The following is a 22,086-nucleotide window of genomic DNA, read 5'->3' on the forward strand; positions in this document are numbered from 1 at the left end:
ACGAGGAGGAACGAAACGCATGTGGAATCCGGGAGATATCGTGCGTGTATCGCAAAAAACGGGCGAGTACATCGCAGAAGTCGTGGAGGGGGGCGACGCCAAGGTGCTCGTCAAAGTGCTGGCGGTCACCAGGTTTCCTACCCAGGGGGATTTGCACACCTCCTTTGAAGTGGACGTGCCGCTGTTTCACCAGCGCCCTGCCTTGTCTTACCAGGAGAAGTTTTACGCCGCGGGCAACGCCTTGATGCGCTATAACGGTTCCATACCGGACTACAAGGAATCCGTCCGGTCAGCTATGGAGCGAGAGATGGAAAAAATGCGCAAAATGTCCAAATGGGCACAGCGCTGCCTGGTCGAGCTGGAGGCATTGTACAAGGAAACCTTTACAAATCCGAAGTAGAGTGGTACTGTAAATCACGGAACAACAACCGAATAGACGACTACCAAGCGGGAGCCGAGCATCGTCGGCTGAGATTGTAACGAGTGTGTTACTGACCGTTGAACCTGAACTGGGTCATGCCAGCGGAGGAAGAGGTATAACGTATCGTTATGAACCAAACCATCCACGGCGGATGGTTTTTTTACTATCTGCAGGATGTGTGGAATGACGGCTTCTTCTATTTATTGCTGGCAAGAGTCCAGCGGCAGGAGAAGTCGTTTTTTTGTGCAGACTCGCCAATGGCTCGAAGCTGCCAAGTTATCTGCATAGATGGGAGGAATACGATGGTCGTTGTGCTGAACGGAAAAAAAGTCGAGCTGGCCGAAGAAATCCGTACGGTTCGCGCCCTGCTCGCGTCCTATCAGCTGCAGGAGAAGATCGTCGTCGTGGAGCAAAACGGCGACATCATCGACCGCAGCCGTTATGAAGATGCACCGATTGCAGATGGGGACCGGATCGAAATCGTTCATTTTGTCGGAGGAGGATGAATCAACATGGATACATGGAAAATAGGACCTTACGAGTTTCGCTCCCGCTTGCTCTTGGGCACGGGAAAATTTGCTGATTTAGAGACGCAAGGAAAGGCGGTGGATGCTTCGCAAGCCGAGATTTTGACGTTTGCCATTCGCCGGCTGAATTTGGAAAATCCGCACGAGCCCAACTTTTTGGAACAGCTCGATTTGAAAAAGTACACCTTGCTGCCGAACACCGCAGGGGCGTACACGGCGGAAGAAGCGGTGCGCATTGCCCGTCTCGCGAAAGCATCCGGGCTCTGCGACATGATCAAGGTAGAGGTCATCGGCGATCCGAAGACGCTGCTGCCTGATCCGATCGGCACGCTGGAAGCTTCCCGCATACTGGTAGAAGAAGGCTTCATCGTACTGACCTACACCAACGACGATCCGATCCTTGCACGCCGCCTGCAGGAAGTCGGCGTGCATGCGGTTATGCCGGGTGCATCGCCGATCGGTTCCGGACAAGGGATCATCAACGAGAACAATTTGCGCTTCATCATCGAGGACGCGAAATTGCCGGTCATTGTCGATGCGGGCATCGGTTCACCAGCGGACTGCGCGAAGGCGATGGAGCTGGGCGCAGACGGCGTTCTGTTAAATACGGCGGTCGCGCTCGCCGACAACCCGGTGCTCATGGCCGAAGCGATGCGACTGGGGGTAGAAGCAGGCCGCAAAGGATTCCTCGCCGGGCGCATCCCGAAAAAACGGTACGCTTCTGCGAGCAGCCCGACAGAAGGAATGATCGAGTAACGTGGAGCGCCTTGCAGCAGCAATGGAGTCGATCGCCAAGGGTCAGGATGAATTGTTTGCGTTGCTGGCCAAGCTGGTCGCGTGTCCGACAGTCAGCCCCCCTGCACGAAACAGTGGGCAAGCACAGGACTTGATCGCACAGGAACTCGAGCAGATGGGCTTTGCGGTAGATCGCTGGCCCGTCTTTCCCGGAGATGACAACGTTGTCGGCCGATTGCCAGGTACGGCGTCCGGCAGAGCCAACAGCCTGATCATCAACGGCCATATCGACGTAGCCGAAGTCGGGGACGCCGGGGGCTGGACGTATCCGCCGTTCGCGTTGACGAAAGGCAGCGACGGACGCTGGTACGGCCGCGGAGTTGCCGATATGAAGGGCGGACTTGCCGCTAGCCTGTTTGCCATCCGAAAGCTTCGCGAGCACGGTGTCGAGCTGAGCGGCGATCTTTTGTTCCAGTCCGTAATTGGCGAGGAAGCGGGAGAGGCCGGGACGCTGACTGCCATCGAGCGAGGGCATCGCGCCGATTACGCCGTCGTCGTCGATACGAGCAACCTGCACATGCAGGGGCAGGGCGGCGTCATTACCGGATGGATTACCATCGAGAGCAAGACGACGCTGCACGACGGCATGCGGGCGAAGACGATCCACGCTGGCGGCCGCGTCCACGGCGCATCGGCGATTGAAAAGATGATGAAAGTGATCGCTTCGCTGCAGGAGCTGGAGCGTCACTGGGCGGTGATGAAGGTGTATCCGGGCTTTCCGCCAGGCACCAGCACGATCAATCCGGCCGTCATCGAAGGCGGACGGCACGCGGCTTTTCTCGCGGACAAATGCGCCCTGTGGATCACGGTCCACTTTTACCCGAACGAATCGTACGAAGACATCATCCGCGAGATCGAAGACCACGTGGGGAGAACGGCGGAGGCAGACATCTGGCTGCGCGACAATCCGCCGACATTCCGCTGGGGAGGGCGCTCCATGATCGAGGAGCGCGGAGAAATCTTCCCGTCGCTGGAGCTGGACACCGCTCACCCCGGCCTCGTGACTTTGCAACGCGCCTACGAACAGCAGCTGCGGCAGTCACCTGTCATCGACATTTCGCCAACCGTGACGGATGTCGGCTGGTTCGCCCATGCGGGGATTCCCGCCGTGCTGTTCGGTCCCGGTGAGCTGAAGCATGCCCATGCTGTTGACGAGTCAATCGATCCGGAGCAGTTGGTTCAATTCGCCCAGGTCATGGCACGATTTATCGCGGACTGGTGCCAAACGGAAAAAGCAGGAGAGGAGTGAAGACGGCATGGCAGCGTTTACCGACCGTCTGTGGAAGAGCGTGGCTCCCATCTGGGAACGTACGCATCAACACCCGTTTGTAACCGGACTCGGGGATGGCAGCTTGCCAGTAGAATCCTTCCAGTTTTATATGAAGCAGGACTATGTGTATTTGATCGATTACGCCAAAATGTTTGCAATCGCCAGCACGAAGGCGTACGACCTGGAGACGAGCGCCAGGTTTGCCGGCTTGCAGGAAGCGACGCTGAACGGGGAGATGGAACTGCACCGGCAGTACGCGGAGCGATTCGGGATTTCCCGCGCAGAGCTGGAGGCGACCGAGCCGTCCTTTGTGCTGCTCGCCTACACCAGCTACATGCTGAAGGTCGCGCATCAAGGCTCGCTCGCCGAGCTGGTCAGCGCACTGCTGCCATGCATGTGGAGCTACTGGGAGATCGGCAAGAAACTAGCACAGGTAGAAGGGGCGCTGGACCATGAGCTTTACGGCGAATGGGTGCGCACGTACAGCTCGGAAGAATTCGGCGAGCTGGCCACATGGCTGATCGGCGTGATGAACAGGCTGGCGGAAGGGAAAAATGAGGAAGAACTCTCCCGTCTGGAAGAGCATTTCGTGACCACATCCCGCATGGAGTATTTGTTCTGGGATATGGCGTATAGAAAGGAACTTTGGCCGTGCTAGACAAACTGGCTTTTTCCGGTGTCCGCTTTTCCTACGGAGACCAACCGATTTTGCAGCATTTTGACCTGCGCGTCAAGCAGGGCGAGTTCATCAGCCTGATCGGACCGAGCGGGATCGGCAAAAGCACGTTGTTTCAGCTGATCGCGGGCCTTTTGCAGCCGCAGGCCGGAGCCATTCTCGTCGACGGGTCGCCTGTAGAAAACCGGCTGGGAATGGTAGGCTACATGCCGCAGCGGGATGCCTTGCTGCCGTGGCGTACCGTCGTGGAAAACGCGGCGCTGCCACTCGAGATCAAGGGTGTTCCCAAAAAAGAAGCCCGGGAAACCGTGCGCTCACAGCTTCCTCGCTACGGCCTTGCCGAATGGGCTGAGGCATATCCAGGCCAGCTGTCTGGCGGAATGCGGCAGCGCGTCTCGTTTTTGCGGGCGTTGCTCTCCGGCACGGACATCATGCTGCTGGATGAGCCGTTCAGCGCCCTGGACGGAATCACCCGGATGGAAATGCAGGAGTGGCTGATGGCAATGTGGCAGGAGACCGGGAGCACGATGCTGATGATTACCCACGACATCGACGAAGCCATCCTGCTGGCTGATCGCGTCATCGTCCTTACCGGGCGGCCCATCGAACAGCCGGTGGAGCTGAAGGTAGACATGGAGCGGCCGCGAACGACAGCGTCTCGCAATCGGGCGCAGTTTCAGGCTTTGCGGGAGCAGGTGTGGGGGCTGCTGCGGCAAAATGTCGTGACTTTGCCGCGCCAGGAAGCAGCCGCCAGGACGGCAGGGGGGGATGCGTAATGGGTCAGTGGAATCGCGGCGTCTGGTTCGTAGTATCCATCGCGCTCTTTCTGATCGTCTGGGAAGCGGTCTGCCGCCTTTTGCATGTGCCTCCGTTTATTTTGCCGCCGCCCAGTACGGTCGTCGCGGCCTTGTGGGAGCTGCGCGCGACTTTGCTGGGACTGCACTTGTGGGTGACGCTGAAGGAAGTGCTGCTCGGGCTTGGCGTCTCCATCCTGTTCGGCATTCTGCTGGCGTTTGCGATGAACATGAGCCGCATCGTGGAGCGGCTGTTCTACCCGTACATCGTCATTTCCCAGACGATCCCGATTATCGCGCTGTCACCGGTCTTTATTTTGTGGTTCGGCTACGACCTGACCGGAAAAATTGCCATCACCATTCTTTTTACCTTTTTCCCGATCGTCGTCAATACGTACGACGGTCTGCGTTCGACGGATAAAGAAATGCTGCAGCTGCTGAGGACGATGGGCGCCAACCGCTGGCAAATCTTTGCCAAACTGCAGCTGCCGTCCAGCTTGCCGCATTTTTTCAGCGGCTTGAAAGTCGCTGCAACCTACAGTGTGGCGGGAGCGACCATCGGGGAGTGGCTCGGTTCGAGCGAAGGACTCGGCTATTTTGGCCGCCGCGCTTCCGGCAATTTTCAGGCGCCGGCACTCTTCGCCTCTGTGCTGCTGCTTTCCGTGCTGGGGATGCTCATGTTTTGGCTGGTCGGTCGCGTCGAGAGGCATTTCGCCCCACACAAACGAGCGAACAAACAAACATCGAAGGAACAATAGGGGGGACGTACCCATGAAATCGATACAAAAATGGAGCAAAACCGTTGTGGCCCTGCTTCTGAGCGCGGGACTGGCCGCATGCGGAAACCAATCAGGAGGCCAGCAGGCGGCACCGGATGCCAATCATGCGAAAGAACCGACAGAGCTTACCGTCGCCTTGGACTGGTATCCGAACGCAGTGCACTCCTTCCTGTACGCGGCTGAAGAGCAAGGCTACTTCAAAGAGGAAAACCTGAAAGTGAACTTGCAGATGCCGTCGGACAGCAATGATCCGTTGAAAATGGCAGCCGCCGGCAAGGTAGACCTGGCGATCAGTTACCAGACCCAAGTGGTGCAGGCCCGTTCAGAAGGTATTCCGGTCGTATCCGTAGCGGCTTTGGTACGCCACCCGCTCAACGTCATCATGACCCGCAAGGACAGCGGCATTGATACGCCGCAGAAGCTGGCAGGGAAAAATGTCGGGTATCCATCCGTGCCGCTGGATGAGTCGATCGTGCGCAATGTGGTCAAGGAAGCAGGAGGCGATGACTCCGGCATTTCGTTTACCGACATCGGCTTTGACATCGTACCGGCCTTGACCGGGAAAAAGGTCGATGCCGTCGTGGGCGGTTACAAAAACCATGAGCAGCTGATTCTCGAGAAAAACGGCGTGCCGGTCAACGCTTTCTCTCCGACCGACTTCGGCGTGCCGGACTTCTATGAGCTGGTCTTGACGACGAGTGACGACACGCTGGGCAAAAAGCAGCAGGCGATCGAAGCCTTCCTGCGGGCTGCAGCCAAAGGTCAGGAGTACGTCAAGGCTAACAAGGCGAAAGCGCTCGATCTTCTCTTGAGCAAGCAGGCGAATGAATTCCCGCTGGACAAAGACGTCGAAACGAAGAGCCTGGATATTTTGCTCCCGCTGATGGACGCAGGAGACAAGCCATTCGGCAGCCAGGCGGCAGAATCGTGGCAGACGTTGATTGACTGGATGAAAAAAGAACAGTTGATCACCCAGGATGTCAAGGTGGACGAGGTTATGCGCGACCTGGCGAAATAACAAAGAAAGCAACGGCAGTCCGAAGCGCGTGAGCTTGTCCCGGACGACCGTTGCTTTTTCATTTTTAATCAGTATGTACGGCTGCACCTGCGGTCGAACGAGCAGGCAGTTCTCCGGCCATGTCCCGCACACGTGTATCACTCTTTCGACCGAGTCCCTTTTCCTTTATAATGAAAGAGCAAAAGCTGGTGTAAGGAGAAGAAGGCATGAGCGACAAACGGGAAAGCGGCAACAAGCTTGTCATATGGGGCTTTATCGGCACCATTTTGGCATGCGCGTTGTCCATGGTTGTGTTTATTTACGTCATGCGACATTGATTGGACATAGCTGCACAAAAAAAGAAGGCCCGGAGTGAACTGCACCCCGATGGTTGGGCATATCCAACAGCCGGAGGTGCGGTTTCTTTTTTGTGCGAGCAGGCCGCGGGGCTACGGGGAGACGCTCTTGATCCTGCGCGTAATCTCCTCGACGGTTAGCTGATTCAACTCCGGGAAGCCGGTGCCTTCCAGGGCGATGGTCTTGCCTTGCTGGAGAGGGTACACGCCTTGCCAAATTCCCGTTGTACTGTACAGCCCGTCCCCTGCGACCCGATGGAGAAACAGGACGTAACTGCCCTCGGCGAGCGGCCCTGGGTAAGTCAGGTTCAAAGGGCTTCGCGCATCAGGCAGCGGCTCTACGCCTGTGCTGACCAGTTTGATCAGGCGCGGCGCCGAGCCTTTTACCGCTTGCTTGACCTGGACCGTTTGGACGTAATTGAACAGTTTTCCTCCGCTGACCGTGCGCCCGGTGGCAGCCGATTGACTGGCGGTGTCGACCCAGGAGACGACGATCAGCTCACTTTTTTTTACAAGCTCCTGCCAGGTTCGGACAGGTGTGGAATCGATGCGGACGCTGCCGATGTCGGGCGCTGCGGATGCCGGACAGGTCAGTGTCCCTAGAAGGAGAAAAGAGAGTAATAGACGGCGGAGCAAACCCAGATCCTCCTTTTTTCTGTCATTGACTATAGTATGGTCGCAGAGGGAGCGAGTATCCCGGATTTTGTTTTTAGAAAGATGGGCGGCAAAATATCCGGACTTCCCGATCATCGTGAATGGCTTCGCCGCGAGCAGGAAGGTCAAGACTGATTTGCGCGATCAGACCGCGACGATACCGGTGTCGCTGGGCCAATGCCGGTGTCGGCGCTTTTTTTGTGTACATATGTATAACAGATGATTTCGAGAAAGTAGTGCGGCATCAAGACGGGGAGGGGAGACATGACGGTGAATCGGATACGTTATGATTGGAAACGGCTGGAGGAGGCGGCGGCAGAGCTGTTCATGCGCGCGAGAGTACCCCACAATCATGCACAGACCGTTGCCCAATCGCTGGTTCACGCTGATTTGCGCGGCGTCGAATCTCACGGGCTGTCGCGCCTGCCCATTTATCTCAGGAGGATCGAAGCCGGGGTCATCTGTCTGGACAAGGAGCCGGAAGTCGTGAAGCAGGAGGGGGCGATGGCGCTGATCGACGGCAGCAATCATCTGGGAGCCGTCGTGGGCGTGGCTGCGATGGATTTGGCCATGTCTTTAGCCCGCCAGGCAGGAATCAGCTTCGTCGGTGTGCGTCATTCCAATCATTTCGGGTCGTGTTCGTATTACGCAGAGCGAGCGATCGAGCAGGGGCTGATTTTGCTCGTCCTGTCGAATGCTCCGGAAGCAATGGCGCCGACAGGGGGGATACGCCCTTTTTTCGGGACGAATCCGATCGCAATCGGCATTCCTGCAGGAAGCGAGCCTCCTTTCCTCTTGGATATGGCGACAAGTGTGGTTGCCCGTGGCAAGATCGCGCTCGCAGCGAAAAAGGGGGAGCCAATCCCGGAAGGATGGGCGATCGATCAGGAGGGACTTGCCACGACTGACCCGCAACGGGCCTTGCTGGGATCGCTTTTGCCCATCGGCGGGGCGAAAGGCTACGGCCTCGCCATGTTTATCGATATCCTCTGTGGACTATTGACAGGAGCGGCGAGCGGGCCAGATGTGAAAAGCCTGTACGACAACTGGACGCAGCCGCAAAATATCGGGCACGTCTTCCTCGCTGTCGACGTCCGGCGTTTTTGGCCGTTGGCGGTCTTTCAGGACAGGATGGATGCTTACATCCGCGAGATCAAGTCCGTTCCGCGACAAGCCGGCGTGGCAGAAATTTTGATTCCGGGAGAGATCGAGGGGCGGAAAATGCGCGAGCAAAAGGCAAACGGGGTGTCCCTCTCGCCTGCCATTGCCCAGGAGCTGGAGCAACTGTGCGCGGCGTACGGGGTAGACTGGGGGCGAACGCGGATCAACGCGTGAATAGAACGTGAGGGAGTGGTTTCGCGGACAGACGTTCTCACATAGACTGTTGTCATCGGTTTGGAAAGGAAGGATAGTTCATGCAGCGACTTATGTGCAAAGGAAAGATCCATCGCGCGACAGTGACCCAGGCCGAGCTCGACTACGTCGGAAGCATCACGATCGACGCCCTGCTCCTCGCGGCTGCGGACATCAGGCCGTATGAAATCGTGCAAGTCACCAGTCTGCGCAATGCAACGCGGTGGAAGACGTACGCCCTCCCGGCGCCGGAAGGTTCGGGGAAGATTTGCCTGAACGGACCGCCAGCCCATCTGTTCCAGCCCGGTGATCTGGTCATCATCCTCAGCATGGGGATGTACGAGGAGAACGAAATCGCGGACCTGGTGCCGCGCGTCGTATTTGTAGACGAACAGAACCAGATTGTCAAAATCGAAGAGCATCATCTCATCACGAACGGGGAGGCATTGACATAAAAGCGCCAAATGTGGGGAAGTGGAGCAAACATCAGCACCTGGTCAAGGATGAATTTCTGCGGGATTATTTGCCTGCCACACGGTTGTTCACCCCGGAAAGGTTGTGGGAATACGTAGAGGACTACGAAAAAGTCATACTGAAGCCTTCAGGCGGGGGAGGAGGGGCAGGCATCATCCAGGTGAGCGACAAAGGGGACAACCGTTATCTGGTGCATGCCGGCAATACCCGGCGCATCGTAGAGGGAAGGGATTACACCGTTTCGTACGTGAAGTCTCTGTTCCGTCCCAAGCCCTATTTGTTGCAGCCGCTTATTCAGTTGGGGAGAATCGACGGTCGGCCTTTTGACGTTCGTGTCATGGTGCAGCGCAGGGGCAGCGAGTCTCCATGGGTCTTAACCGGCTGGGTCGCCAAATTGGCTGGGCCCGGCTTCGTCGTGACGAACGTTGCGCGCAGCAGGGGGAAGGTGCTCCCTTTGGAGAAAGCGATTCGTCTGTCCAACGTCTCGGCTCCAGATCATCTGTTTGAGGAAATCCGCCAGGTGGCACTGGCAGCTGCAAAGGTACTGGGAACAGCCTACCCGACGTTGCGGGAGGTCGGACTGGACCTTGGGATCGACATCGAAGGCAAGCCGTGGATTATCGAGGCGAATTTCCGTCCGAATCTCTCCCTCTTTCAAAAGCTGAAGGACCAGTCCTATTACCGCAAAATCATCGCGATGAGAAAGCAGCGGTAACTCTTTGAGTCACCTGCCCCATCCAGCAGGAGGCAGGTGGTTTTTTGCAGGGGAAACGGGGACGAGCTGTTCACCGCTCTCACGGGGAGGATAGCTGAATCGAATCGCAGAAAGAGAAAACTGCCAATCATTTTGCAATTGCGAATACGGGCGAAAGACTGGAAAGCCGCATGAAAAATTGATAGAATGCCTCTCATTATAATGGGAGGAAGTATGATCGACAATGACAAAACTGTCAAAACGTGAAAGTATCTGGATTAGTTTTATGCTTTTTTCCATGTTTTTCGGCGCGGGAAATCTCATCTTTCCGCCGTTCCTCGGACAATCGGCCGGGCACGATGTATGGGTAGCGCTTGTCGGCTTCATTCTGTCCGCCGTAGGACTTCCTATTTTGGGGGTAATGGCCGTCGCCAAGGCAGGCACATTTTACGACCTCGCCAACCGGGTGCATCCGATTTTTGCCCTGCTCTTCCCGTTTCTGATCTACGTCTCGATCGGCCCCGGACTCGCTATTCCTCGTGCCGGGAGTCTCGCTTTTGAGATGGGGATGGCCCCTTTTATGCCCGACGAATGGGCTGTCTCGCCTGTCAGCCTCTTGATGTACACGATTGTGTTTTTCGGGATCGTCTTCTGGTTGAGCCTGTCGCCGTCCAAGCTGGTAGACCGCTTCGGCAAATGGCTGACGCCTGCGCTGCTGACGCTGATCGCGCTCATTTTCGTGAAGAGCTTGTTCACGCCGATGGGGCCGCTTGCAAAGCCTGCTGATGCTTATGCCTCTGCTCCGGTGATCAAAGGCTTTCTGGAAGGGTACATGACGATGGACGCACTGGCGGCGCTCGTCTTCGGCATCGTGATCGCCAATACGCTGCGCAACAAAGGCATGAGTGAACCGAGAGCGCTGTCGAAAGCGATGATCAAAGCCGGTGTCGGTGCGGGAATCTTGCTGACCATCATCTACGTCATCCTTGGTGTGCTGGGTGCCCAAAGCTCATTCCTCGGCGTTTCGGAGAATGGAGCGCAAATCTTGACGGGCTTGATGAACCATCTGTTCGGCAGCAGCGGTACCTTCCTGCTCGGGATTGTCTTCACCATCGCTTGCCTGTGTGTATCCATCGGCCTCGTCACTTCCTGCAGCCAATATTTTCAGGGGCTGTTTGGTCATCTGTCCTATCGGGTGTGGGTGACGATCCTGTGCTTGCTTAGCATGGCGATCGCCAATCTGGGGCTGAATCAAATCTTGAGTGTATCCGTGCCGATCCTTGGCGCCATTTATCCGGTTGCGATCGTCCTGATCGTGCTGGCGCTTTTGGGACAGTTGATTCCGCCCAATTCCCGCGTGTATGTGGTGACCGTCGTCGTCGTCGCCATTTTCGGCATCATCGACATGGTGAATGTGACCTTCCTGCAGCATCAGTGGGATTTCTGGCTGAATGCTCTGCCGTTTTACGCGGAAGGTGCGGGATGGATCATGCCCGCTTTGGTTGCTGGACTGGCAGGGACACTGCTCGATTTCGGGAAAAAGTCATCGTCCGTCTATAAAAAAGGTCCAATGACTGAATAGCGCATGCCGTTATGGCAAGCAGCCAGCAAGATCGAGTTCCGCCGATCCGATCCAGATCGCGATGAACTACAGAAAGCGTCCGCCAGTGCGGGCGTTTTTTTGTTGGGCAAGATGTCTCGGGAAGGGTTCTGTGAAAGGGAATGGGAGCTGCTTGGCAGCAACCAGACGATTTTGTCCGTAGGCTGCTTTTTTTATCCGCATGTGAACGGTGGATAAAAGAGGAACAGCCTGGACAAAATTTTCCTATACTCGGACAGAAAAGGGGGCGAGAAGGTGAAAGGGAACGCTCGCAAATGGTGGAGAGCAAACAGGATGAAAATCAAAGAGCAGCACACACCAACGCGGACGCCGCTGGATAAAAATCTTGCAAAAAATGACGAGTATATGCGCAGTCTCTACCACAACTGTTCCGATATCGTGTTTCGCCCCTTTCTCATATTCGGCTCTACACCGGCCCTCCTGATCTATATCGACGGTATGGCCCATATTGAAGAGCTGGATGCGCGAGTATTGACTCCGCTCATGCAGGGGCGAGGCAATCGCGAAATGAAGGCGCATGAGTTTCTGCAAAAAACCGTTCCTGTATCCAAGTGGCAGGAGTTGGTGTCTCTGGAGGAGTGCGTCGATTCGATCTCCAGCGGCTTCCCGGTTCTGTTCATCGATCAGAAGGAAACGGCGATCTCCATCGGACTGACCCAATGGGAAAAGCGGGGGATCGAGGAGCCTGTTGCAGAAAGAGTCGTTCGCGGACCAAGGGAAGGCTTTACGGAAAGCATCAGCGTCAATACTTCCTTGCTGAGGCGCGCGATCAAGACGCCTGCACTGAAAATGGAGCGCAAGCTGATCGGGGGATACACAAAGACATGCGTCATCGTTGCCTATATAGAAGGACTTGTTGATCCGACGCTGGTCACGGAAGTGAATTCGCGGCTGGACAGGATCGAGATTGACGGTATATTGGAGAGCGGCTACATCGAAGAGCTGATAGAAGATCAGCCTTCTTCTCCATTTCCGCAAATTTTGAGCACCGAGCGCCCGGATGTCGTCTGCGGCAATTTGCTGGAGGGGCGGATCGCAATTTTGGTGGATGGAACGCCGTTTGTCCTGATCGCTCCGACTACGCTGTTTTCCCTGCTTCAATCCAGTGAAGATTACTACCAGCGCTCGATTATCAGCACGGCTATTCGCTGGTTACGTTACATTTTTACCCTCATGTCTTTTGTGCTGCCCTCTCTGTATGTCGCACTCATCACTTTTCACTACGAAATGGTGCCCACCTCTCTCCTGATCAGTATGGCCTCCTCCCGGGAAGCTGTGCCGTTCCCCGCACTTGTAGAGGCAATGATCATGGAGGTCACGTTCGAGGCGTTGCGAGAGGCGGGGGTGCGCCTGCCCAACCAATTAGGGGCAGCGGTCAGCATTGTGGGGGCACTGGTTATCGGGCAAGCAGCCGTCCAGGCAGGTCTGGTATCGGCACCGATGGTAATCGTGGTGGCGATTACCGGGATCGCCTCCTTTATGATTCCGCACTACGTCGCAGGCATTTCCATTCGGATGCTGCGCTTTCCAATGATGCTCCTGGCCGGGTCGCTCGGCTTGTTAGGCATCATGCTGGGCATCATCCTGACGGTCGTGCATCTGTGCTCGCTGCGCTCCTTGGGCGTGCCGTATCTGAGCCCGGTAGGTCCCCTGAAAACGCTGGAATTGAAAGATACCCTCCTCCGTGCTCCCTGGTGGATGATGAATACACGCCCCAGATACACGGGGGAACCGAACCAATACAGACAAGCACCCGGTCAGAAGCCGGAACCGGATAAAGGTGGCGAATCGTCGTGAAGTGGGGGCTGATGATCAGCATGACAGCTTTGGCGATCACCATGATCCTGTTTGAGTGGCGGAGACTGAGCAAGCTGCCGAAAAGAGACAAGGTGGCATTCATCTCTCTCGTCATCATCGCGTGGGGGTTGTCCATGTTTGATTTGCAACAATTGCCTGGCCCGACAACAGTGTTGCAGGCGATCTTCAAACCATTGGAGAGGTTATTAGAGTAGAACGGTGGGGGAGAGTGAGGAAATGCTGGAAAAAGGCAAGATTTCTGCCTTGCAATCCATGAACATCATGTTTTTTGCCGTCGTCGCCTCCAGTGTGATGTGGGCTCCCGGGATCACGGGCAAATACGCTCACAATGATATGTGGCTCTCTCCTTTTTGGGCGATGCTTCCCGGTTTTCTCACCGTTTTCATCGCCCTTCGATTGCACAAGCTGTATCCTCAAATGACCGTTGTGGAATATAGCCAGCAGATTCTGGGAAAGTTTTTGGGAAAAGGGGTCAGTCTGGTCTACATCTTCTTTTACACCCAGCTGACAGGTACGATCCTGCGCAACTACGCAGATTTTATCTCTTCCAATTTTCTGAGTAAAACACCGATCAGCGTCGTGATCATTACGATTGTCATCGTCTCCGCCTTTGCGGTCAGCGGAGGGCTGGAGGTCATTGGAAGAACGGCGCAGCTGTTTTTTCCCATATTTTTGACGCCTCTGTTTTTCATGTTTATGCTGCTTCAGGATATGCATATTGACTTTCTGTTCCCGGTCCTGGAGCACGGCATCTTTCCCTCGATCAAAGGGTCTGTCATTCCTGGAGGTTGGCTCTGTGAAATGTTTTTGCTGTCGTTTTTGCTGCCGTTCATCCAGGATCACCAAAACAGTGTGCGTACGAGTTATTTCACCGTTGTGGCGATCGTCGGCTTTTTTTTCGTGGAGAACCTGTTTATCCTGCTCGTTTTGGGGCGGCAGTCGTCTGACTTTTTCTTTCCCGTCATGGTTGCCTTTCGCTACATCAGTGTCGCAGATTTTTTCGAGAACTTGGAGTCACTCGTGATGGCGATCTGGATCTTGGGGATGTTCGTAAAAATCTCGTTTTTTTACTACGTGTCCGTACTCGGGTTCAGCCAGTGGTTCGGCGTCTCGGATTATCGGCCTCTCGTCCTGCCGCTTGGTTTTTGGATTGTGGTCTTCAGCTTCTGGTCGTTTCCCAATTTCGATGTGGAGCTTCATTTTGATACGCTCACGTTTCCATTCTACAGTGTGTGCATCCAACTGCTGCTCCCCCTGATGTTGCTGGTTGGGGGAGTATTGCGGAAAAGAAGACAGACAGCAAAGCAGATGGCAGGCAAGCAATAAAAGGACAAAAAAGTTGGCTAACCGTGTGATTGCGGATGGAAGGAGGGGCAGCGATGCAAAGTGGGGAGAGAATTTCTGCTACGCAGACTGGAATGCTCTTGTACCCGAGTATCATGGCGACCGCTATGATCGCAGGGCCGAGTGTCATGGCCAGAAAAGCGTTGAACGATATGTGGCTCTCTCCCATTTGGGCATCCATCAGCGGCTTTTTGGCGATTTTCATCGCATGCCGGTTGTACAAGCGGCATCCGAACATGAACATCATCCAGCAAAGTGCCCATATTGCAGGAGCAATTCCTGGAAAGATAATCGGATTTTATTATTTTTTCATTTTTTTACAAATCAACGGTTCTATCGTCCGAGACTACGCCGAATTTATCGGCCTGTTTTTGCGCGATACGCCGATGTCCGTCATCTCCATGGCGCTCATCCTCGTCAGCGCCGTAGCCGTCACGGGAGGAATCGAAGTCATCGCGAGGTCGGGGCAAATTTTTTCCCCCTTTTTCGTAGGGCCGTTTGTCATCATGATTTTGCTCGTCCTCAAAGACATGGAACCGCAGAACATGCTCCCGATCCTGGAAAACGGGCTGTTGCCGACTTTTCGCGGTGCTGTTACGCCCCAGGGCTGGTTCAGCGAAGCCTTTCTCATCACTTTCCTGCTTCCTGTGCTGAAAGAGAAAGAAAGGGGAGGGATGGCCGGACATATTGCCGTCTTCTTCAGCATGATCACGATGGTAATCGCCAATCTGGTGACGCTGTTTCTGATGGGGGAAATAACGAGTGCGCTTTTGTTCCCCATCATGGACATAGCGAGGTATGTCAGCATTGCGGACTTTTTTGAAAATCTGGAGTCAGGAGTCATGGCGATCTGGGTCGTCGGAGCATTTATCAAAGTCTCGTTGTTTTACTACGCATCTGCGCAGACTGCGGCGCATTGGCTGCAACTTTCCAGTTATCGGGTGGCTGTTTTGCCCATCGGATGGCTGACGGTGCTGTTTAGCTTTTGGGGGCTGCCCAACTTCACAACGTATATGCAATGGAGCGAGTTGGCGATTCCCGTTTCTTTGTTTCTGTCCTTCGTCGTGTTCCCCGGTTGCCTGTTGCTCATTTCGGCGGCGACCAACAAGGGGAGCGCCAAGCAAGGTGGCATCGACAAGGGAAATTCCAAAGAGGTGAACTGATGATGAGTGCCAAATGGCTTCTGATCGTGCTATGCTCCCTCGTCCTTGGAGGATGCTGGGATCGCACTGAAATTAACGACCTGGCTATCATCACGGTTGCAGCGGTCGACAAGGCGGAAAATGACCACATCCGGCTTAGCGTGCAGCTTTTTGTACCGCGTGCACTCGGTGCGGGCGGCGCAAGCAGTGGCGGCAGCAGCGCAGGGGGAGGAAAGCTGACCATGATGCAGAGCAGCGAAGGCGTAAATATTGCGGACGCCATGTCCAAGCTTCAGACCAAAATCCCGCGGGAAATTTTTTGGGGGCATTGCAAGGTGTACCTGTTCGGAGAGGAAGTGGCCAAAAAGGGGTTGTCCGATCATATCGATTTTCTCGTCCGCCACCCCGAGCCGCGAAATCGTTCGTACTTGTACGTATCCAAGGGCAACGGGCACGATCTGCTGAAATTAACGCCCTTGCTGGAGCGTTCGACCGCGGAAGTGCTGCGGGAATTTGCAAATCTGCACATCGGCATGCCCTTGACGTTGGTGGATTATCGCAATATGCTTCGCGGGGAATCGGAAGCGGCAGCCATTCCCATGGTGGAAAACGGCAAGAAAATCAATCATCTGAGCGAAGTCCAGAAGAAGAGTACATTGACTGGCACCGCCATTTTCAAGAAGGATAAAATGATCGGCACATTGACATTGGCAGAAACCCGCGGAATGCTCTGGCTGCGTAATGAAGTCACAAGAGCAGCGATCTCCGTAAAGGTCAAAGACGAGGCGGGAGTCGTATCTGTCAACCCGATTCGCTCGACGACCAAGCTAATCCCCACCGTGGAGAACGGAAAATGGTTGATGCGCGTGCAGGTGGACACGGAAGCAGATGTGGTGGAAAACGGGACACGGCTTGATTTGATGAGGCCGGAGTTGCTCCAGATGGTAAAGAACGCCGTACGCAGCGATATTGAACAAAGGATGAGAAGCGCTCTCGACGTTTTGCAGCACAAGCTGAATGCGGACGTGGTCAATTTCGCTGCTGCCTTTCATCGGAAGTATCCGAAAGAATGGGAGAAGGCTAATCCGCATTGGGATGAAATTTTTCCGCAGGTCGACGTGGACATGCAAGTGAATGTGGAAATTCGCCGTCCAGGCTTGATCGCAAATCCTGCCGGCATTCCCAGGGAAGAGGTGAAAAGGCACAAGTAGACGAGCAATCGCTTATAGCTTGCCAATTTTGGGCAATCTAATGAAAAAGGCAAGATCGAGGGCCATGAAAAGGGGGAGTAGCACATGGATGGAAACTGGATTCCTTTCCTGCTTGGCTCTTTTTTCGGAACGGTGCTCGCGAGCTTGTGTATCGGTCTGGTGTTGTTCCTCTCGTCTCGTTCCCTTACCCAATGGATGATGGGAACGTTCATGAAACGAATCATGGGGGATAGATACCCAGAAAACATCTTTGAAATGGTTTCCGCGATGAGAAAGATCAATCCGCAGATCGTGCTGGAAAACAGCTTGCGGGCCGCATCGGGTCAAGTGATTGAACGGCCGTTTGGCAGCCCGCGCAAATTTCTCAACTTCGACGGGCTGGTATTTTCCCCCGCCCAATTGGCAGTGTTCCCCACGCCAGAAGATGCAGAAGTGGATTTGCGCATCACGATTGGACCGAATGCCAAAAAACCGTTGACGCTGGACATTCCGATCATGTCAGGTGGCATGGGCTACGGGATCGGGATCAGCGAGCAGGCGAAGATTGCGATTGCCAAAGGGACGGCAGCAGCAGGCACGGCGTCCAATACGGGAGAAGGACCGCTGCTGCCGGAGGAGAGAAAGTACGCCAAGCATTTGATCATCCAGTACAACTCGGGAACGTGGGCCAAGGAGCCAGAGACGTTAAAACAGGCGGACGCTATCGAAATCCACTTCGGCCAGGGCGCTTCCGCAGGCTCGGCGAGCTTTATCCCGGGTGAGTACATCGAGGGCCGGGCGAGCAAGATCATGGGGGTGGAAGGCGAGGAGGTCGTGGTCATTCCTTCCCTTCATCCGGATATTCAAAGTCCCGAAGATTTGGCGAACGTGGTAGAAAAGCTGCGGACGCTGACGGGCGGAGTGCCCATTGGCGTGAAAATCTGCGCGAGTGCTGTCCTGGAAGCGGACATGGAAATAGCCATTCAGGCAGGTGTGGACTTCATCAGCATCGACGGCGGACAGGCAGGCACGAAAGGAAGTCCGCCGATCCTGGAAGACGACTTCGGTCTGCCGACGATTTACGCGCTGTCGCGAGCGGTCCGCTATTTGCGGGAGAGAGGGGTAAAGGACCGGGTGTCCCTCTTGTCCGGAGGCGGCTATGCGACGCCTGGCGATTGCCTGAAAGCGCTGGCTCTCGGAGCTGACGGGATTTTTATGGGAACGGCGATTGTGTGGGCGATGACACACGACCAGGTCATCAAGGCGATTCCGTGGGAGCCGCCGACCCAGCTCGTATTTTATCCGGGGACATTGAAGGACGAATTTGACCCCGAGAAAGCGGCGAGACATTTGGAGAACTTCTTCGCAGCTTTCGTCGAGGAGCTGGAGATTGCCATCCTCGCTCTTGGAAAGAGATCGTTGCGGGAGGTGACCGCCGAAGATTTGGTGGCGCTGGACGAATGGACGAGCAGCGTGACGCATGTGCCACTGGCCTACCAGCCAAAAGGGAAGCAATGAGGAGTGCAAGTGGACGATTCAGGCTTGAGAAGGAGGGATTCTTATCCATACGTCAATCATTCCGATACAGAATCCCGCAGGCAAAGCGGGGTGGATCATGTGGCAGACATGGGAGCATTTGCTGTTTGCGCATTGGCCGGTTCCCTGTGACCTCCTTCGTCCCTTGATCCCGGCCGAGATCGAGGTGGATACGTTTGACGGCCAAGCCTGGATCAGCATTATCCCCTTCCTGCTCACGGGCGTACGCATTCGCTTTACGCCCCGTATTCCGTTTACGCACACATTTCCGGAGATCAATGTGCGCACCTATGTCAAGGCAGGTGGAAAATCAGGGATTTACTTTCTCTCGCTGGATGCCGCCAACCCGCTGATGACTACGATCGCCAAAAAATGGTACCGGCTTCCGTACCATCCCGCGACGATGCAATTTCGCCATCGGGGAGAAGAAATTGATGTGCAATCCAGGCGATGGCGCAGCCCACTGGCGACAGGACGGTTTTCCGCAGTGTATCGGCCTGATTCCGCCATGTTTATGCCACGGCCTGGCTCTCTGGAGCATTGGCTGACGGAGCGTTACACATTGTTTTGCCAGTGCGCGAGATCGAAGAAGATATACGGGGCAGATGTCTATCACGAGCCTTGGAAGCTGCAAAAGGCTGCGGTAACCTTTCGGGAAAACACCATGACCCACAACTTCTTTTCCCTGGCGGGGTACCCGCCCCTCTGCCTGTACGCTCGCGGCGTGCAAAGCATCATTTGGCCAATCCGGGAAGCACAGAAAAGGGGAGGGACTAATTGAAAGCGCGTTGCCATCTCGCCATTCTCTTGTGCAGCTTAATCCTGTGCGGCTGCTGGGACCGTATCGAAGTGAACGATGTGGCCATCGTAACGGCAGCCGCAATCGACAAGGCAGAGGATCAAGAACTCGAGCTGTCCATACAGGTATTCATCCCCCGTGCGTTGGGTGGGGGAGGACTGCAAGGAACGGGCATGAAGAGCCTGACTATCGTACGCTCCGCCAGAGGAGTGACCATTGCCGACGCGATGTCCAAAATCCAGATGAAGATTCCGCGACTGATTTTCTGGGGGCACTGTAAGGTATACATCTACGGGGAAGAGATCGCGAAGAAAGGCATTGCGGATTTGGTCGATTATCTTGCGAGGCATCCCCAGCCGCGCAATCGGGCATTCATGTACGTCAGCAAAGGGAGAGCGGTCGATGTCCTCCTGTCGAATCCCAAGCTGGAACGGGATTCCGCAGAAACGATTCGCGAGCTGTCTGGGCTGCATGTCGGAATGGAGGTGACCTTGATTGAGCTCATGAAGATGCTCAAGAGCCCCTCCAAGGCTGCCATTCTGCCGATCATCGATTTGGTCCCCACTCCGGGTTCCTCGCAACAGACTTCCCGAACCCCTAATTTGTTTGGCAGTGCCATTTTCAAGGAAGGGAAGATGATCGGCCAGTTGTCGGAGAGAGCAACGAGGGGAGTCATGTGGGTCCGCAATGAAATCGACTCGACCACTGTGACCGTAAAGGCGAAAAAGGGAAAAGGCTTCGTCTCGCTGCTTCCGATACGTGAGGTCACCGAGCTTGTTCCGTCCATCGAAAAAGGGAAATGGAAAATGACGGTAAAGGCCGAGTCGGAGGGCTTTTTGATCCAAAACGGGACCAATCTGAATCTGAGCAACCCGGATCTCTTGCACCTCATGCAGGTGGCTCTGCGCAAGGACATCGAAGCGCGCATGAGAGGAACGTTCCATCTGCTGCAGCACGACATGAAAACGGATGTTTTCGGTTTTGCGACAGCTTTTCGCCGGAAGTACCCGAAGGAATTTGCCCAAGTGAAGGACAGGTGGGATGAAGTGTTTCCGACTATCGACGTCGATCTGCAAATCACCTCGTACATCAGACGCCCGGGCCTGATCAACATCCCAGGCGGCATACCGGGAGCAGAGGTGAGGCAAAAGTGAAGGGTGTCGCGGGAATCACGCTGATTTTTGCGCTCATCTTTGAAAATCTCCGTGTTTACTTACGCCTTGGCGCACGGAACGGCACAGTGGCTTCGTTTGGACGATGATCGCCCGCTCGTTTTGCCGTTCGGGTTCCTGCTCGTCGTTTTCAATTTCTGGACAGCACCGGACTTCACTCCTCTCACTTCCAACATCAAAGCGAACTCCCTTCAGACGACCGTGCGTTTACAGCCATTCCCTTGATCCGTGGCTTGTCGCCCGTTTGCGCAACCGGAAACAGACAAGCGCGCAGCAAGGGGTGCCTTTCGCCCGGGAGAAATAGACAGCAGATGATAACGCAACCGTTGCACTCGGCAGCGGTTTTTCTTTTGGGGCAGGGTTGCAGGAGGGATGGGGCGAGGGTAATATGAAAAGGTCACCAAAAACAAATAAAAGTGGGAAGGTTAGGAAATTTTACATGATCCGTAAAGAACGAATCGCCGAACTTGATCTGATACGCTCTTTTGCTTTTTTGGCTGTCGTCTACCAGCACGTCATCGGCGTGTACATGCGAAAACCGGGAGTGGGGGAGCAGACGGCCATCCTGTACGGCATGCTGTTTCATCTGCTGAAATTCGCGGTTCCAGCTTTCATTTTCATTACAGGGCTCGTGCTGTTATACAACTACTACGAGCGCGTCCATTATCCATCGTTTATCCGCAAGCGGGTGAAAGAAATTCTGGTTCCGTACGTCGTCTGGTCTGGGGTGTACCTCAGCTTGCAGCCTAATTTGCAGGCAGATGGACAATCCATTTGCTGGACGGTTCTTAAAAACCTGCTGACTGGCAGCGCCTCCTATCATCTCTGGTTCGTCGTGATGATCTTCCAGTTTTATCTGCTGTATCCGCTCTGGCAGCGCGCTTTTCATGCGTTGCAAAAATGGTCCGCTACGCGAAGCAAGCTCGTGCTGGCCATCGCGGCGCTCGGCCTGTTGTACGGCTGGCTCGTCTGGTTTTCGGCCCGCTACATCCCGAATCACGGCTTTCGCTTTGACCTGGCGTGGCTGGACACGTATTGGATCAAATACCGCGACCGCAATGCATTCTATTATTTTTTCTACTTTCTCATGGGGGGCTTGGCTGCGGTCACGCTGTCCGCATTCCGTCAGGCCGTAATCCGCAATTGGCTGTGGATCGGCGCTGGTTTCGTCATCCTGTACGGCTATATCGGGTATGAATTGCTGCGGGATTCGGGAAGCGGCAAGATCAATCTGAACGTGGCAACTTCCTTGAAGCCGTCGATGTTTCTCTACACGGTCGCGCAATTGCTGCTCGTCTACGCTCTCGCACTGCGGCTCGGAAGCGGAAAGGGAAGCCGCTGGTTTGCCCTGCTGGGGAAATACTCGTACGGGGCCTATTTGGTGCACGCGCTCGTCCTGACCTATGTCATGAAAGGGCTGAATGCATGGCAGATCTTCTCCAGCGGTTTGTCTGGAAGCATCATTGCCTTTTTCCTGTGCTCTCTGCTCTCGTTCGGCATCTCGTACGGGCTGGGCAAATTGCCGTTCGGCGCTTTGCTGGTGGGTGCAGCCGAGAAAAAACGTTCCACGACCGATGTACAGCGAAAAGAATTGCCGCATGCCGGATAAACAGGGGGGGAATGCCATTTCTGCTCTCCGCTTCATCCTTGCAATCCTGACAGACCCGGACACAA

The 22,086-nt window shown here is 55.1% G+C and carries 23 protein-coding genes and 1 riboswitch; of the genes, 21 read left to right on the forward strand and 2 right to left on the reverse strand.

The annotated features are described in order from the left end of the window. Positions 1 to 19 precede the first annotated feature (19 nt). The 8 genes from kapB (at position 20) to ACFSO0_RS16570 (ending at position 6,280) form a co-directional block, all read left to right on the forward strand. Complete coding sequence (gene kapB, locus ACFSO0_RS16535) at positions 20 to 400, forward strand: sporulation phosphorelay system protein KapB (protein WP_376881999.1); 381 nt, start codon at positions 20 to 22, stop codon at positions 398 to 400. A 37-nt stretch (positions 401 to 437) separates the two neighbouring features. After that, a riboswitch (TPP riboswitch) is annotated at positions 438 to 548 on the forward strand. 175 nt (positions 549 to 723) lie between these two features. Continuing rightward, complete coding sequence (gene thiS / locus ACFSO0_RS16540; protein ID WP_376882001.1) at positions 724 to 927, forward strand: sulfur carrier protein ThiS; 204 nt, start codon at positions 724 to 726, stop codon at positions 925 to 927. 6 nt (positions 928 to 933) lie between these two features. Continuing rightward, the gene (locus tag ACFSO0_RS16545; RefSeq protein ID WP_376882002.1) at positions 934 to 1,704 is read left to right on the forward strand and encodes a thiazole synthase; all 771 of its coding nucleotides are present in this window, start codon (positions 934 to 936) and stop codon (positions 1,702 to 1,704) included. 1 nt (position 1,705) lies between these two features. Beyond that, positions 1,706 to 2,992, forward strand: a complete 1,287-nt coding sequence (locus tag ACFSO0_RS16550; protein WP_376882003.1) for an acetylornithine deacetylase — start codon at positions 1,706 to 1,708, stop codon at positions 2,990 to 2,992. A gap of 7 nt (positions 2,993 to 2,999) precedes the next feature. Then, the gene (gene tenA, locus ACFSO0_RS16555) at positions 3,000 to 3,671 is read left to right on the forward strand and encodes a thiaminase II (RefSeq protein ID WP_376882005.1); all 672 of its coding nucleotides are present in this window, start codon (positions 3,000 to 3,002) and stop codon (positions 3,669 to 3,671) included. Beyond that, on the forward strand, positions 3,665 to 4,465 hold the full coding sequence (locus ACFSO0_RS16560; RefSeq protein WP_376882007.1) for an ABC transporter ATP-binding protein: 801 nt from the start codon (positions 3,665 to 3,667) through the stop codon (positions 4,463 to 4,465). The genes tenA and ACFSO0_RS16560 overlap by 7 nt, the downstream gene beginning before the upstream one ends. After that, positions 4,465 to 5,241 carry an ABC transporter permease gene (locus tag ACFSO0_RS16565; RefSeq protein ID WP_376882009.1) on the forward strand — a complete coding sequence of 259 codons (777 nt, stop codon included), beginning with the start codon at positions 4,465 to 4,467 and terminating at the stop codon, positions 5,239 to 5,241. The genes ACFSO0_RS16560 and ACFSO0_RS16565 overlap by 1 nt, the downstream gene beginning before the upstream one ends. 13 nt (positions 5,242 to 5,254) lie before the next feature. Beyond that, entirely contained in the window at positions 5,255 to 6,280 is a 1,026-nt protein-coding gene (locus ACFSO0_RS16570; protein ID WP_376882011.1) for an ABC transporter substrate-binding protein, read from the forward strand. A 428-nt stretch (positions 6,281 to 6,708) separates the two neighbouring features. Here ACFSO0_RS16570 and ACFSO0_RS16575 read toward each other — a convergent pair whose 3' ends face one another. After that, a complete protein-coding gene (locus ACFSO0_RS16575; protein ID WP_376882013.1) occupies positions 6,709 to 7,251 on the reverse strand; it encodes a hypothetical protein in 543 nt (180 codons plus the stop codon). Between the two features lie 288 nt (positions 7,252 to 7,539). On the opposite strand from ACFSO0_RS16575, the gene ACFSO0_RS16580 reads away from it, so the two are divergent. The 12 genes from ACFSO0_RS16580 (at position 7,540) to ACFSO0_RS16635 (ending at position 20,394) form a co-directional block, all read left to right on the forward strand. Next, on the forward strand, positions 7,540 to 8,604 hold the full coding sequence (locus tag ACFSO0_RS16580) for an Ldh family oxidoreductase (RefSeq protein WP_376883239.1): 1,065 nt from the start codon (positions 7,540 to 7,542) through the stop codon (positions 8,602 to 8,604). Positions 8,605 to 8,684: 80 nt separating this feature from the next. Beyond that, positions 8,685 to 9,077, forward strand: a complete 393-nt coding sequence (gene panD, locus ACFSO0_RS16585) for an aspartate 1-decarboxylase (RefSeq protein ID WP_376882014.1) — start codon at positions 8,685 to 8,687, stop codon at positions 9,075 to 9,077. A gap of 11 nt (positions 9,078 to 9,088) precedes the next feature. After that, entirely contained in the window at positions 9,089 to 9,811 is a 723-nt protein-coding gene (locus tag ACFSO0_RS16590) for a YheC/YheD family protein (protein ID WP_376882015.1), read from the forward strand. A gap of 223 nt (positions 9,812 to 10,034) precedes the next feature. After that, positions 10,035 to 11,372, forward strand: a complete 1,338-nt coding sequence (gene brnQ, locus ACFSO0_RS16595; RefSeq protein ID WP_376882016.1) for a branched-chain amino acid transport system II carrier protein — start codon at positions 10,035 to 10,037, stop codon at positions 11,370 to 11,372. A gap of 312 nt (positions 11,373 to 11,684) precedes the next feature. Further along, positions 11,685 to 13,208, forward strand: a complete 1,524-nt coding sequence (locus ACFSO0_RS16600) for a spore germination protein (RefSeq protein WP_376882018.1) — start codon at positions 11,685 to 11,687, stop codon at positions 13,206 to 13,208. Next, entirely contained in the window at positions 13,205 to 13,423 is a 219-nt protein-coding gene (locus tag ACFSO0_RS16605; RefSeq protein ID WP_376882020.1) for a hypothetical protein, read from the forward strand. Before ACFSO0_RS16600 ends, ACFSO0_RS16605 begins: the two co-directional genes overlap by 4 nt. A 22-nt stretch (positions 13,424 to 13,445) precedes the next feature. After that, positions 13,446 to 14,555 carry a GerAB/ArcD/ProY family transporter gene (locus tag ACFSO0_RS16610; RefSeq protein ID WP_376882021.1) on the forward strand — a complete coding sequence of 370 codons (1,110 nt, stop codon included), beginning with the start codon at positions 13,446 to 13,448 and terminating at the stop codon, positions 14,553 to 14,555. Positions 14,556 to 14,608: 53 nt separating this feature from the next. After that, a complete protein-coding gene (locus tag ACFSO0_RS16615; RefSeq protein WP_376882023.1) occupies positions 14,609 to 15,736 on the forward strand; it encodes a GerAB/ArcD/ProY family transporter in 1,128 nt (375 codons plus the stop codon). Between the two features lie 2 nt (positions 15,737 to 15,738). Next, on the forward strand, positions 15,739 to 16,926 hold the full coding sequence (locus ACFSO0_RS16620; protein WP_376882024.1) for a Ger(x)C family spore germination protein: 1,188 nt from the start codon (positions 15,739 to 15,741) through the stop codon (positions 16,924 to 16,926). A gap of 84 nt (positions 16,927 to 17,010) precedes the next feature. Beyond that, on the forward strand, positions 17,011 to 18,423 hold the full coding sequence (locus tag ACFSO0_RS16625) for an FMN-binding glutamate synthase family protein (RefSeq protein ID WP_376882025.1): 1,413 nt from the start codon (positions 17,011 to 17,013) through the stop codon (positions 18,421 to 18,423). Between the two features lie 97 nt (positions 18,424 to 18,520). Continuing rightward, on the forward strand, positions 18,521 to 19,222 hold the full coding sequence (locus tag ACFSO0_RS16630; protein WP_376882026.1) for a YqjF family protein: 702 nt from the start codon (positions 18,521 to 18,523) through the stop codon (positions 19,220 to 19,222). After that, positions 19,219 to 20,394 (forward strand): Ger(x)C family spore germination protein, encoded by a 1,176-nt coding sequence (locus ACFSO0_RS16635; protein WP_376882028.1) that lies wholly within the window; start codon positions 19,219 to 19,221, stop codon positions 20,392 to 20,394. Before ACFSO0_RS16630 ends, ACFSO0_RS16635 begins: the two co-directional genes overlap by 4 nt. 59 nt (positions 20,395 to 20,453) lie before the next feature. On the opposite strand, the gene ACFSO0_RS16640 is transcribed toward ACFSO0_RS16635, so the two are convergent. Beyond that, entirely contained in the window at positions 20,454 to 20,588 is a 135-nt protein-coding gene (locus ACFSO0_RS16640) for a hypothetical protein (protein WP_376882029.1), read from the reverse strand. 263 nt (positions 20,589 to 20,851) lie between these two features. Here ACFSO0_RS16640 and ACFSO0_RS16645 point away from each other — a divergent pair, with 263 nt between their 5' ends. Then, complete coding sequence (locus tag ACFSO0_RS16645; RefSeq protein ID WP_376882030.1) at positions 20,852 to 22,021, forward strand: acyltransferase; 1,170 nt, start codon at positions 20,852 to 20,854, stop codon at positions 22,019 to 22,021. Positions 22,022 to 22,086 lie beyond the last annotated feature (65 nt).

This window comes from Brevibacillus sp. GCM10020057 (genome assembly GCF_042683565.1).
GTDB lineage: Bacteria > Bacillota > Bacilli > Brevibacillales > Brevibacillaceae > Brevibacillus.

Excerpts from the sequence above, each read along its gene's own strand:
- panD (WP_376882014.1), top strand. The coding sequence starts at position 8,685 with ATGCAGCGACTTATGTGCAAAGGAAAGATCCATCGCGCGACAGTGACC.
- ACFSO0_RS16570 (WP_376882011.1), top strand. The coding sequence starts at position 5,255 with ATGAAATCGATACAAAAATGGAGCAAAACCGTTGTGGCCCTGCTTCTG.
- ACFSO0_RS16565 (WP_376882009.1), top strand. The coding sequence starts at position 4,465 with ATGGGTCAGTGGAATCGCGGCGTCTGGTTCGTAGTATCCATCGCGCTC.
- ACFSO0_RS16600 (WP_376882018.1), top strand. The coding sequence starts at position 11,685 with ATGAAAATCAAAGAGCAGCACACACCAACGCGGACGCCGCTGGATAAA.
- ACFSO0_RS16610 (WP_376882021.1), top strand. The coding sequence starts at position 13,446 with ATGCTGGAAAAAGGCAAGATTTCTGCCTTGCAATCCATGAACATCATG.
- ACFSO0_RS16625 (WP_376882025.1), top strand. The coding sequence starts at position 17,011 with ATGGATGGAAACTGGATTCCTTTCCTGCTTGGCTCTTTTTTCGGAACG.
- ACFSO0_RS16545 (WP_376882002.1), top strand. The coding sequence starts at position 934 with ATGGATACATGGAAAATAGGACCTTACGAGTTTCGCTCCCGCTTGCTC.
- ACFSO0_RS16620 (WP_376882024.1), top strand. The coding sequence starts at position 15,739 with ATGAGTGCCAAATGGCTTCTGATCGTGCTATGCTCCCTCGTCCTTGGA.
- tenA (WP_376882005.1), top strand. The coding sequence starts at position 3,000 with ATGGCAGCGTTTACCGACCGTCTGTGGAAGAGCGTGGCTCCCATCTGG.
- thiS (WP_376882001.1), top strand. The coding sequence starts at position 724 with ATGGTCGTTGTGCTGAACGGAAAAAAAGTCGAGCTGGCCGAAGAAATC.
- brnQ (WP_376882016.1), top strand. The coding sequence starts at position 10,035 with ATGACAAAACTGTCAAAACGTGAAAGTATCTGGATTAGTTTTATGCTT.
- ACFSO0_RS16640 (WP_376882029.1), bottom strand. The coding sequence starts at position 20,588 with ATGTTGGAAGTGAGAGGAGTGAAGTCCGGTGCTGTCCAGAAATTGAAA.
- ACFSO0_RS16645 (WP_376882030.1), top strand. The coding sequence starts at position 20,852 with ATGATCCGTAAAGAACGAATCGCCGAACTTGATCTGATACGCTCTTTT.
- ACFSO0_RS16615 (WP_376882023.1), top strand. The coding sequence starts at position 14,609 with ATGCAAAGTGGGGAGAGAATTTCTGCTACGCAGACTGGAATGCTCTTG.
- ACFSO0_RS16630 (WP_376882026.1), top strand. The coding sequence starts at position 18,521 with ATGTGGCAGACATGGGAGCATTTGCTGTTTGCGCATTGGCCGGTTCCC.
- kapB (WP_376881999.1), top strand. The coding sequence starts at position 20 with ATGTGGAATCCGGGAGATATCGTGCGTGTATCGCAAAAAACGGGCGAG.